Raw genomic sequence first — 12900 nt, forward strand, 5'->3', positions numbered from 1 at the left:
GCAAAGCGGCTGCGCCCGGCGCGAGAGTCTGCAAAGCAGACTCTTTGTTATACTTATGGAATACTTGGGAGAGCAACTATGACATCTTCTTCTTTTGGAAACATTTTTTCTACGTCTTCTTTCACAAGTCCTACATCTTCCCAGAAATTTTCTCCCCACTTCATTTCAGCCGCTTCTACTCCATTTTTTCTTGTTGCAACATAACAGCTTGCTGGAATCTTAGGAGAAACAGTGGAGGCATCAACACTTCCATCCATAACACCTAAAAGAATCTCTGCTGACTGCCGTCCGATGCTTTCTGTATCCATAACAACTGTTGCAACAAACGGGCTATCCTCCTGGAACAGCATCTGAAATCCAAGCACATCTCCGTCGATACCTATCATCTTAATTTCATCACCTCTTCCGGCACGCCGGATTGCTTCACTTGCCCCGGAAACCAACTGGTCATATGTACCGAAAATACCTGCGATGCTTCCCTCTTCCGGATTTGCAGTCAGTATTTCTTCAATTTGAGTCTGCACCTTCGCAGGGTTATGCTCTGCAGGCACTTCATGAATGACTACATCGGGATAATCCGCCGCAACTGCTTCAAAGATTCGCTTTCTTGTCTCTAAAAGAGGTGCTCCGGGAACCCATACAACATATACGTCTCCTTTATAACCAATACTTGCCAAAAGTGCATCCGATGCAAGCGTGGCCATCAGCGGGTCGTCCCCATTTACATCTCCAAGTGTATGTTCTACCGGAGAACCTACACCATTTGTAATAACCGGAATTCCTTTTTTTTCGGCTGCTTCCATCAAAGGCGCCATCTGTTCCGGGTCTCCAAGATGCACAATCAATCCATCAATCCCTGAATTAATCAGATTTTCGATGTTTTCATTATGTTTCTGTACGTCTGCCTGTGCATCTGCAATCACTACGCTGCCTCCTGCGGCTTCAATCACTTCTTGAGAAGCCGATACAATGTTACGGTTGTAGTCATTTGTAATCTCTCTCGCCGCAATTCCAATTTTAAAACTTCCGTCCGTCTTGCTTTCTGTGACAGCTTCACCGCTTTTTTCTGTGCTTTCTTCTGTCTGACTTCCCACATCGCCAGTGCTGTTATCGTCAACAGAACACCCTGCCAGTGTGCCGGTCAGCATTATAGCTGTCAAGAATAGTGCACACCATTTTTTCATTCTCCTCATATTCCTTCCTCCTTGTAATTTTTATAGCTTTATTATATAATAATATACATAATAGTCAACACAACACTCAACATTTTAATAAACATCTACGTTATTAACAATTTACAAATGCAACTTTTGGTTAATATGAACAATGCTTTTGCCGTTTTATATGTTTTATAATATAATTTTACGAAATTACGATTTGTATCAGATGGGAGGTTGCCATGAATAAACTACAGACTAAACAGACTAATACGGAGCAGACTCCTCATTCCAGGAAGCTGTCACCATTTCAAATTTGGATACTCTCTTCTGCTCTGCTTATTGCTGTATTTTGCCTGTTTATCATTACTCCCCAAAATGCAAAAAAAGCACGGAATGGAGTGCTTTACGCTTCACACATAGAGAACAGGCCGCCTGTTGCCCTAAATGGAGAGTGGGAATATTATGATAATCAATTTCTGTTTCCTTCTGATTTTTCCCTAATTTCTGAGACAGAGCCTGTCTTAGGATACCGTACACTGCCGGGAACCTTACCTTCTACTTACGGGTATGGCACATACCGTCTCACTTTTACATTCCTCGGTCCGGTGAATTTGTATTCCCTCCGCTTGACCGGTGTACAGGGAGCCGCCCGAATTTATGTAGATGGAACCCTCCTCTCTGACGTAGGCTTTACCTCATCACTAAAAGCAAGCTCGGAAGCATCGAAAGATAATCAGTATATTGTATTTCCTCTGGATATTATGCGGCGTTCTCATGAAATTATCATTCATGTGTCGAATTTCAGTAATTACTGCTCTGGAATAACAAGCCCGATTTATTTTGGAACCCAAATTGACGGTTATCGTCTCTCATCACAATTTAAATTTGCAGAATCCGTTGGGCTGATGAGTGTTGGAGTCCTGGTCATTTTATTGGTATTTATTTTGATTTTTCGGATTCAAATGGGGAACATGCTGTATCTTTTGTTGTTTACACTTACTCTGATATTCCACCTGGTTTATTCCAGCAATGATTTATTGACACAGCCTATACACTCTTGGGTATATCTGCTGTTAACAAGGTTCTATATTGCGTCTTTAGGTTTGATTGGATTCTTTATGATCTTGCTGGCAGGTCAGAACTTTTATACTCCGGGAATCCTGTGGAAGACACTGAAGCTCCACCGTTTGATTTTCCCTGTGTTTCTCATTCTTACCGCAGTGTGTGCAAACGGACAACTGCCTTTTATGAAAGTATTAATGGGCATATATTTTATATTATGCTTCCTTCATTCCTCTGCTATCCTGCTCATTAAAATCTGGAATAAAAGCTATGGCGCTTTAATGCAATTATTAGCACTGACTTTTTGCAGCAGCTATTTTGCTCTTCAGTACTTTAACAGCCGTGGAATGGTTACTGCAGCCTCCTACTCAAACAGCTATATTTTCCTGCTGGTCGCCTATGTTGCGTCCCAGCTTGCGTACGTTGCCCTGCAGGTGTCCCGTATATATACAGGCAATGCAAGGCTTGCACATCGTATGGTCGTTGCGGATAAGTTGAAAAGTGAGTTTATTTCCGCTACTTCGCATGAACTTCGTACTCCACTCCACGGTATTATAAATATTATTGAGTCTGCCGGTTCAAAACTGGAGCAGCCGGATATTGCCCGGGAAGAACTTCATCTGGCGCTGACCCTGGCCAGAAGAATGAACAGTGTTATCCATGACCTGTATGGTTTTTATTCTTCTTCCGAACGCCTGGATACCGGACTAAAACCAGTAAATCTGGACATTGAAGTAAACGCGGTAATCGAAGTATTCCACTATATTTCAAACAACTCTAGATTAATTCTAAAAAACAACCTTTCATCAGATGCACTTTGGGTAAATGCGGATGAGTCCAGGCTTTGGGAAATACTAAACAATATTATAGGAAATTCTGTAAAATATACAGAAACAGGAACTATCACTATTACAAGTAAACATGTAGAAAATCAGATATATGTTTCTGTAACAGATACCGGGATCGGGATGTCCCCCAAAGAAATCAACCGTATCTTTGACAAATCCGTCCGTCTGGAGGATGCTGAAAAAAAAGCCGGCGGTATCGGTTATGGCCTCTATCTCGTCCGGCAGTTAATAGAGCAGATGAACGGAAGTATTTTTGTAGAATGGACAAAACCCGGGCAGGGTACATGTATCACTTTCTGCCTGGAGGCATGCGACTTCAGGCTGGACGGCAAAGAGACCACTGCCGCGGAACAGTCTGCGCACGCCTCCTCTGCAGGCCAGAATTATCTGGAAGACTTTTATGGGACGTCTGCGTCACTGTTGGTTGTAGATGACAATGAAGACAATCTGAATATTATCCGTACAATATTCGAGGACTGCAGTTTTTCCATTGATTGTGTGCAAAATGCCCCTGAAGCTTTACAGTTGATGAACAAACATACTTATGATATCATCATATTAGATGTAATGATGCCTGAAATGAATGGCTTTGAAATGTGTCAGATTGTCAGAAAGCGTTATTCTCATTTTGAACTTCCGGTACTCTTACTCACCGCCTGTGACTCAACAGAGGAAATTCTAACTGGTTTTTGGTCCGGGGCTAACGATTATGTGGTAAAACCCGCTGACAGAATTGAACTGCGTACACGGGTGTTCAGCCTGATAACACTGAGGCAGTCCGTAAAATCAGCACTGGACAATGAAATGATGTTCCTGCAGGCCCAAATCAGACCTCATTTTCTGTATAATGCGTTTAATACTATCAGTGCGATAGCTCTTACTGATGGTTTACAGGCAAGCGGGCTAATCGATGACCTGGCCAATTATTTACGTGGATGTTTTGGAAAAGATGGCAACCAGGACATGGTCCCAATTGAAACGGAACTCGGAATCGTAAGTTCCTATGTCCGCATTGAACAAGCCCGTTTTGGAAAACGTCTGCAATTCGTTTCTACACTTAAAACAGACCAAAGCTTCTACCTTCCTCCGTTTACCATTCAGCCTTTGGTAGAAAATTCCATACGTCATGCTACTCTGGACAGCTACGAGAATATTAATATACAGTTGTTCATCGCTGAATATGACCAGTTTATCCATATAATACTCCAGGATAACGGCAATGGAATAGAACCGTCCAAAGTTGCAGATCTGCTTTCTGGGGAACAGAATGATAAAAAGAGCGGAATTGGCCTGCGCAATGTAAACCGGAGACTTAAGCTCCACTATGGCATCCCTCTGGAAATCCAGGCATCGCCTGGTACAGGAACGAAAATACTTATAAAGATACCTCTATATCAAGGTACAGAAATGAAAAAAGATGAACTTAACCGAGGTGAATACTAATATGGCATATAGAACAATTATTGTAGATGATGAGCCGCCCGCTCTGGCAAAACTAAGTTATTTATTGAAGGATTATGAAGAATTCGAATTGGTAGGCTCATTTAGCAATGCTAACGATGTTTTGGATTCTATGCATGATTTAAAAGCCCAGGCGGCCTTTTTGGATATTGCCATGCCCGGCAGAAACGGAATGGAACTGGCTTCTATTTTACAGTCCCGCTTATCAGATGCTGTCAAAATCGTCTTCGTCACTGCATATGACCAGTATGCAGTATCTGCCTTTGACATTGATGCCACAGATTATCTGATGAAACCTGTCAGCAAAGAACGTTTTCAAAAATCCATACTCAGACTTAAAAATGCCCTTAAAAATGACTCTTTAAATACAGTGCCTGTTACGGCGTCACCGGCACCTATGGTCCGGGCTTTTGGCAAGCTGGAGATTACGGATACTTCTGTCCCTCAGCCAGAATGGAGAACGGCAAAAGTCCGGGAATTATTCGCACTTTTCCTTCAAAACCGGCCCACCGGTATATTCAGAAAAACACTGCTGGAAACACTTTGGAATGATCTTTCAGAAGATAAGGCTCTTTCCAACCTCAACACCTGCAATTACTACCTGAGGAAGTTTCTTCAAAAAACTGAAACAGATATCTCCCTGAAGTATAAAAGCGGGTATTATTCTCTGGATCTCGGAAGCGTATTTTGTGACAGTGATATATTTGAACAGGCAGAAACTATGGCATTATCGCTGTCCGCTGAAAACATAGAGCACGTATTATACGGGGCTTCCCTCTATCGTGGAAAATATTTTGAAGATGTCAAATGCGACTGGGCAAATCTGCTCAGAGACCAGTATGACATCCGCTACGCCAACCTCCGGGTTACATTAGCCGCATATTATGCGGCCCTTGGCCAACTGGAAGAGTCCAATGCACAGGCCGCTATGGCACTGGATATAGACCCTCTCTGTGAAAATGCCTGGAAAACGCTGCTTACAAATTATAACTTGTCTGCAAATAAGACACACTATGAAACCACCCTGCTCAACCGTCAGGCAGCATACCAAAACCGCGGTCTCCCCGTACCGGAGCTGGGATAAAACAAGCAGTGAAAGGGGCTGCCCCCTTTTCACTATGAATTTCCACTGGGCAGAAATGGACGGATAGATGCTGCCACACTGGAAATAGGCATTGTTTGCAGCCAGACTTTTCCAGGACCTGTCAATAAAGTATTAAACAGTCCTTCCCCGCCGAGCAGCTTATTCTTTAAACCGGGAACTTGCTGGATGTCCATCTGTACCCCAATCTCAAACCCTGCAACATTCCCCGTATCTACGACAATCTGCTGCCCGGCTTCCAATTGGTACTCTACCAGTTCACCGTCAATTTCAATAAAAGCCAGCCCTGTTCCTGACAACCTCTGCATAATGAATCCTTCGCCGCCAAAAAAGCCTGCTCCCAGTTTTTTATTAAAATGAATAGAAAGTTCTATCCCTGCCTGGGATGCGAGAAACGCACTTTTTTGTACGATCATTCCTTTATCAGGTGTAATTTCAAGGGGCAGAATCTTCCCCGGGAAGCTGGACCCAAACGCAATAAGCCCAGCACCACGTGCCGTGTAAATATTCTGGAACATACTCTCACCTGAAAATGCCTTGGAAAACATCTTTCCAATTCCTCCTCCAGCCGTGTCCATCTGCATATTAGGGCTCATCCAAACCATTGAACCTTTTTCAGTAATCATTTGCTCCCCATCATCCAGCCGGCACACAACTACAGGAAATGCGCCTCCTTTAATCTCATAATTCATATTAACCTCCGTTCGAAGTTTATGTGTACGGGTTCCTTAAATTCATCCTACTTTACGGATATAACCTTGTCAAGTTTTAGGTTATTCTCCCAATATAAATCCAAATTTTTCCTCTTATCTGTTTCCGTATGACAGCACCAAAATCACGGGAATCCTTAGATTCCCCGCGGTTATCCCCCATAACAAAAACCTTTCCTTCTTCTACTGTATAGGGAAATTCCACGCCCCCTGACTTCTTCTTTGTCTCACCAATAATATACGGCTCGTCTGCTTCTTCCCCGTTCACATACAGCTTTCCATTCTTAATATCCACTGTATCACCGCCTACCGCTGCAACCCGTTTCACATAGTACTCTCCGGAAGGCATTTTTACAGACAGGATATCCCCACGTTCAAACTGGGGAACTATCCGGGTGTAAAAAGCAAGCTCGTTATTATGCAGCGTGGGATACATGGAAACACCCTTTACAAACGATATGCCTACAATAAAATGAAACAAAATAAAAGCCGCCAGGAAGATAATAATAAGCTCTATGATATTATGAAGCCACCCCTGCTTTTTCCCGTCATATTTTTTCAATACTCTTTTTGGCATGTAATTTATTCCCTGCTTTCTATCATTACTTAGCTAACATTATAACTCAAATTATTAAAAATGAAAATAGAATAAAAGGGCCCAAGTCTGGGAGAATACGAACTTCTTTCGCTGATTTTAATCTGCAGTACGGTCAAATATATCACAGAAAGTAGAATCATTTTCCAGGAAAACATCTACTAAGAGGGGATCAAAGTGGCTGCCTCTGCCCTGAATAATAATTTCCCTGCTCTTTTCATGAGTATAACCTTCTTTGTATACGCGTTTGGACCGCAAAGCGTCATATACATCCGCCAAGGCCATAATCCGGGCTGATATTGGAATCTCTTCTCCTTTCAGCCCTTTTGGATATCCGCTGCCATCCCACTTTTCATGATGGCAAAGAGTAATCTCCATTCCTATTTTAATAAATGCACTTCCTGTATCCCTTTTTTCCACGCTGGCCAATGTTTGATATCCAATGGTGGTATGAGTCTTCATAATCTCAAATTCTTCCTTAGTTAATTTACCCGGTTTTAGCAGAACTGCATCCGGGATTCCAACCTTTCCAATATCATGCAGGGGGCTGGCCTGGGCTATACTGTTAATAAAATTATGGTCAATTTCCCTTGGATGGACACCCTTTTCCCAAAGCTTTTCCGCTAGAAAGCGGCAATACTGCAATGTTCTGACAATATGTTCTCCTGTCTCATCATCCCTGGATTCCGACAGCTTCACCAATGCATGAATCGTAGCCATTTGAGAAGCAAATACCTCCTCAACCTTTTTCTGAACCAGGCCTTCCAGGCGATGATTATATTCCTCTAACTTCTCCTCAGCAACTTTAATGCTGGTAATATCCTGGATGGTTCCGTGAACGCCCGTAGTTTTTCCAGAGGAATCCTTTGATGGCACAAACCGAATATGAACCCATTTAATTCGGTTATCCTCCATAGACAGCCGATACCTGCATTCCACGGGCACAATGCCGTTTTTTAGATCCAGGAAGATTTGATTTACTAACTCTTTGTCATCAGGATGGACCATTTGGGAAAAAAACTGCAGGCTAGGCTCTGCAGACTCATTAACTTCCAATATGTGGTTCATAGTATCAGAGTACCAAAGCTGGTTCTCGGAAATATCCATCTCCCAATTTCCTATTAATGCGATTTCCTGGGCTTCCCGACGAGTTGCATCACTCTTCTCTAATTCTTTGCTCTTTATCTCCAACTGCTTTGATGCATCTACGTACCTCTCCATAATTTCAGACACCAATGCGGCTTGAATCTGATTGTCCACCTCTTTTGCAAAATGGTCAAGTGCGCCCTTGATATATTCATTTGTACCCGGCTCCCCCAATACAATACTTTCTTTCAGAAGATCCATATTTTTCTGCCTCATCTTCCTTCCTCCTTCAGAAAATAATCTATTCCAATGTTATCCAGTTCTTTCAGCCGCCTGATTACAACCTTCTGTGATATAGAAGTGTCAATAATACTGCCATGCTGGGGAGCAATCATGGATATATCCATCTCCTCGATTCGTTCGAGAGCATATTCCAGGGCCTTTTTTGATGGCATAATACGTTGGTGAAAATTTAAAACTCCTTTTATCTGGCATAACTTATTTGTTATAGGACAAATTTTCTGAGGTGTACAGTCTCCACATTCTCTGCCAATTAATGTATATAAATCCCAGTTATGATCATAACTTCCGAAAATATCGCTGCTGAACAGTATTTTCGTTTTTGTATCGTAAGTAATGAAACTGCCCGGTGAATGAGAATAAGGGGTTCTGATAAATTCCAAACGCCTGCCGCTTGCAAATTCAAACTGAAATCCTAATTGTTCGATACACTGTTTCGGTGTTCCCATAGAATAATAATTGATGAAAATATTATTTTCATAGTGAGAAATAATTTTTAGTTCCCGACTGTTAATGAGAGTCTCTATATGGGGAATGTTTCCGCATAAATCTGGGTCATAGTGCTGGTAAATCAGGCGTTTAATCTTATTCGGACTTGTTCCGGTGCGCATGACTTTCAGCATAACCGTACTGAAATCATCCCGGCTTCCGCTGTCAATAAGCACTGCCTCATCACCGTCTACGATTAGGTAAGGATTACAGTGCAGGCCCGCTCCTTCATCAAAAAATCCCACCCAATAGACTCCACCGGCAATTTCCACATACTCTTTATAATTTAAATCCTGCTTATCCACCTATATGGTCCTCCTCATATGTACTATTACACATGACATAATATACCATATCTGCCTTGACAAGTCTATTTTTTCGGTTTTGCTTCATTTATGACTCAATTTCAAAACCCCAGGAGTTTCCTCCCGGGGTTCAATGTAAAGATACTTTTAATATAAATTAATATTTATACCTTACTGTCAATTCCTACAGTCTCATCTGTATACAGCTCGGAGAGCTGGTCTTCCAGATCTTTTTCCTCCTTTTTCATATTGTGGTGTTTTACCGCAAATGCAGCAATAACAACAATCAAAACGATTAATGCAGGAAGATCCCACCAGCAAAAGCCAAGCACTGTGTGTGATAAAATATATGACATATGAATACCCCCTTTTCATTTTATGCTGCCTGCTGCCGGGTGACTCCGGCAGCATCAGCCTTTGTTGTTACGCCTTTACATTTCCCCCGGATGTACCCTCCTGGATTGCTTTTATCTTTTCTTCCAGCTCATCCTCGAAATCTTTTTCACGCTTCTTTTGATTATTCCTGTGTACTGCGAATACAACTATCATGATAACTCCAACCAGAAGTGCCGGTATATCCCAGAAATGCAGTCCTAAGCTGTCGTGTACAAATTGATATAAATTATACAACATATCGTTTCCTCCTTTCCCATCCTGCACGCCTTATGAATTCAGCGTCATCTTACTCTTCTCCGCCTAAGCCATTTCTCGCCTTTTTAAGTTCCAGCTCTTCTCTTAGTTCAAAGATTCTTGCCTGCCGTTTCTTCATACTCTTTGTATAAAGTATTAATACGAGTAATGCAAGCAGCATCAGTAAGAAATGAAGGATACAGCAAGCGTGGTCATCGAGGTTTGTATTTGCCAACGGTGTCTCTGTGTCTTCTATTGGTGTCAGCTCATAACTACCGTCTTCGTTTTCTGTTACTTCAGCATCTATTGCTCCTGCCGGTGTTTGAGTCGGCGGAATTACTGCTGTAGGTGCTGCCGGTATAAGCGCTGCCGGTGTTGGTACTGCCGGAGCAGCCGGTGCTGCTGGAGTAACCGGTGTCACTGGTGTTACAGGTGGTGTTGGCGTAGTAGGTGTTGTTGGCTCTATTGGTGTTACAGGCACTTCGATCTCTTCCCCTGTCCATACTCCTGTTACCGTTACATCAGAATCTCCCATAATTCCGCTGTTGGGATCGTTCCATTCACCCAGTGTGTAACTTCCGTTCCTGTTGCCATTCCCATCGTGGGTGTAGACTACTGTTGCCGGCATTTCATTGTCAATTGTATACTCCTGACCATTTACAAGACCGGTTATGCTGGCTGGTAATCCAGGTACTATTACATTTCCAGCTTCGTCATACAGTGTGGTGCCATCTGGTAAACCGCTCCAGCTGTAGATTACGTTGTGGGATGCCACTGCTGTCTCTGTAAAGCTCCATGTACCTCTGATGGTCATATCTGATGTAATGCTGCTTCCCGGCTTTGTATCCCAGCCGCTGAAAGTGTATGCTCCATTTACATTTCCATATGCATCATGGGTTGTTACTGTGTAACCATTTGAGAACCTGCTATCCACTTCGTATGGTGCGTTATTGATGTAAGCTTTTGTGTCTGTGGGCAATGTCTGTGCATAAGCTCCACCTGGTATATCACCTGACCACTGGTAGGTAATGTTCCATGTGTCAACTTCTACATTTCCTGCTGTCCATACACCTGTTACCGTTACATCATCATCTCCCATAATTCCGTTATTCGGGTCATTCCATTTACTCAATGTGTAACTCTGGTTTATGTTACCATACGCATCATGAGTGTAAACTACCTTTGGAATTTCATTGTCAATGGTGTATTCCTGGCCATTTCTAAGGCCCGTTAAACCTGCAGGTAAAACAGGTACTACTACATTTCCGGCTCCGTCATACAGTGTGGTGCCTTCCGGCAAACCGCTCCAGCTATAATTTACATTGCGAAGTGGCTTATAAGTTACTGTAAACTCTAAATCATCTGCCGGCATACCATTTTCACCGCTGCTGATGGATGCATAATCCATTGTGTATCCGTCAATTGCCGGTGACTGAACTGAGAACGCTTCTCCAACTGCAAATTCGCCTGTATAGTCAGGTGCTGCGGTTGCTGATGTTTCACTGTGTACATAGTGGATTGTCAGAGTATATAATCTTTCTACCGATACTTCGCCAGTTGTGCCCTCCTCAGGCTCCGGTGTCTCATCTGAAGTACCTGTTGCTGTATTAGTAATGGTCTTTCCAGAATCTGCTCTTGTCACCTCATAGCTGCAATTTATAATAACAGATTTGCCCGGTGCAAGCTGGCCAATCAATACTGTACTTCCATCAACCGTGTATCCATCACCTTCGGCGAATACTACATTTCCAGATGCATTTGAAAGCTGGTCTGAAATTACTAAATTATTTAACGTAGTATTTCCGGCATTTGCCACCTTAATCTGATACTGGATGGTATCTCCAATGTGGTAGAGCTCCTGCTCATCAATGATAGACTTGCTGACATTCATGCTTGGATTCTTTGTTTCTACCGGTATCGGTGTTTCCGGATTCTGTGGGTCAGTTTCATCTGCTTTTACAATGGCAACATTCATGATTCCCTCACCATTGTCAATATCTGCCTGAGTTACTGTGTATTCTGCATTTACTGTGACTGTGGCTCCTACCATAAGTCTGTCAATCTTTGCCACACCATTTTCAACAGTATAGCCGCTTCCCGGCAAAATTACCGCTCCACTGAGCCCTTCCTCAACTGTTATGTTTTCCTGGGTTACATTTCCGGCATTTGTTACCTTAATTTCAAAAGTTGCTGTTTCGCCTGCCTTAAATGCTCCGTCCTCTCCGGTTCCTTGATTTGTCACTTCCTTAGAGGTTACTATATCAGGTTTCTGTGTATCCGTTGGTACGTCCACTGAAGGATTCTGCGGCTGCGGCTGGTTCTCACCTGGTACTGTTACTGCTGCTACATTTCTTGCGCCGCCATTGTCTACATCTTCCTGAGTTACTTTATACTGGGCATATACAACGGTACTGGTATTTGGTGCCATGCTGGTAATAACTGCACTGCCATTTTCTTCTACCGTATACCCTGTTCCACTCGTAATCACTGCGCCTTCTAACTGGTCAGCTACTGTGATATTCTTTAATGTGGTATTCCCAGTATTTGTTACTGTAATAGTAAATGTTGCTGTCTCATCTGCCTTGAACGCTCCGTTTTCACCTGTTCCGTTATTGCTGACAGCTTTCACTGCCGTAAATGCCGGTGCCTTTGTATCCGTTGGTACATCTACTGACGGCTCCTGCGGCTCTGGCTGGTTCTCACCTGGTACTGTTACCGCTGCGATATTTTTCACGCCGCCATTATCTACATCCGCCTGAGTTACTTCATACTGTGCTTTTACAACTACACTGGCATCAGGTGCAATGCTGCTAATAACTGCACTTCCATCTTCTTCTACCGTATACCCTGTTCCATCTATAATAACTGCACCATTTAGCTTCTCAGTTACTGTGATGTCCTTTAAGGTTGTATTTCCAGTATTTCTTACGATGATATCAAATGTTGCTGTCTCACCTGCCTTAAATGGTCCTTCTTCTTCATTTGTTATTACCTTAGAAGTTTCCATTTTCGGTTTCTTTGTATCTGTTGGCACATCTACTGACGGCTCCTGTGGCTCTGGCTGGTTCTCACCTGGTACAGTTACCGTTGCGATATTTTTCACGCCGCCATTATCTACATCCGCCTGAGTTACTTCATACTGTGCTTTTACA

10 protein-coding genes are annotated in these 12900 nt (G+C 42.8%); 2 read left to right on the forward strand and 8 right to left on the reverse strand.

What is annotated here, in order from left to right; all coding sequences use genetic code 11:
* Positions 1-53: 53 nt before the first annotated feature.
* Positions 54-1193, reverse strand: a complete 1140-nt coding sequence (locus A8805_RS11020) for a substrate-binding domain-containing protein (protein WP_109711041.1) — start codon at positions 1191-1193, stop codon at positions 54-56.
* A gap of 206 nt (positions 1194-1399) precedes the next feature.
* Between A8805_RS11020 and A8805_RS11025 the strand changes: the two genes are divergently transcribed.
* Together A8805_RS11025 and A8805_RS11030 are read left to right on the forward strand one after the other, a co-directional pair.
* Positions 1400-4513: an ATP-binding protein gene (locus A8805_RS11025; protein ID WP_109711043.1), complete on the forward strand. Its 3114-nt coding sequence runs from the start codon at positions 1400-1402 to the stop codon at positions 4511-4513.
* A 1-nt stretch (position 4514) separates the two neighbouring features.
* Positions 4515-5615 carry a response regulator gene (locus A8805_RS11030; protein ID WP_181392803.1) on the forward strand — a complete coding sequence of 367 codons (1101 nt, stop codon included), beginning with the start codon at positions 4515-4517 and terminating at the stop codon, positions 5613-5615.
* Between the two features lie 32 nt (positions 5616-5647).
* Here the strand turns inward: A8805_RS11030 and A8805_RS11035 are convergent, their stop codons facing one another.
* From A8805_RS11035 to A8805_RS11065, 7 genes are all read right to left on the reverse strand, one after another.
* Positions 5648-6325, reverse strand: a complete 678-nt coding sequence (locus A8805_RS11035; protein WP_109711047.1) for a TIGR00266 family protein — start codon at positions 6323-6325, stop codon at positions 5648-5650.
* Between the two features lie 76 nt (positions 6326-6401).
* Positions 6402-6920 (reverse strand): signal peptidase I, encoded by a 519-nt coding sequence (lepB, locus tag A8805_RS11040; RefSeq protein WP_109711049.1) that lies wholly within the window; start codon positions 6918-6920, stop codon positions 6402-6404.
* Positions 6921-7037: 117 nt separating this feature from the next.
* Positions 7038-8300: an HD domain-containing phosphohydrolase gene (locus A8805_RS11045; RefSeq protein WP_109711051.1), complete on the reverse strand. Its 1263-nt coding sequence runs from the start codon at positions 8298-8300 to the stop codon at positions 7038-7040.
* Positions 8297-9118 (reverse strand): MBL fold metallo-hydrolase, encoded by an 822-nt coding sequence (locus tag A8805_RS11050; protein WP_109711053.1) that lies wholly within the window; start codon positions 9116-9118, stop codon positions 8297-8299. The genes A8805_RS11045 and A8805_RS11050 overlap by 4 nt, the downstream gene beginning before the upstream one ends.
* A 164-nt stretch (positions 9119-9282) precedes the next feature.
* Complete coding sequence (locus tag A8805_RS11055; protein ID WP_109711055.1) at positions 9283-9474, reverse strand: hypothetical protein; 192 nt, start codon at positions 9472-9474, stop codon at positions 9283-9285.
* Between the two features lie 67 nt (positions 9475-9541).
* The gene (locus A8805_RS11060; RefSeq protein ID WP_109711057.1) at positions 9542-9751 is read right to left on the reverse strand and encodes a hypothetical protein; all 210 of its coding nucleotides are present in this window, start codon (positions 9749-9751) and stop codon (positions 9542-9544) included.
* A gap of 49 nt (positions 9752-9800) precedes the next feature.
* Positions 9801-12900, reverse strand: a 3100-nt coding sequence (locus tag A8805_RS11065; RefSeq protein WP_114985906.1) for a DUF7507 domain-containing protein, incomplete at its 5' end; no start/stop codon positions are given.

Origin of the sequence: Faecalicatena contorta (assembly GCF_003149105.1) — a bacterium.
GTDB classification, from domain to species: Bacteria; Bacillota; Clostridia; order Lachnospirales; family Lachnospiraceae; genus Muricomes; species Muricomes contortus_C.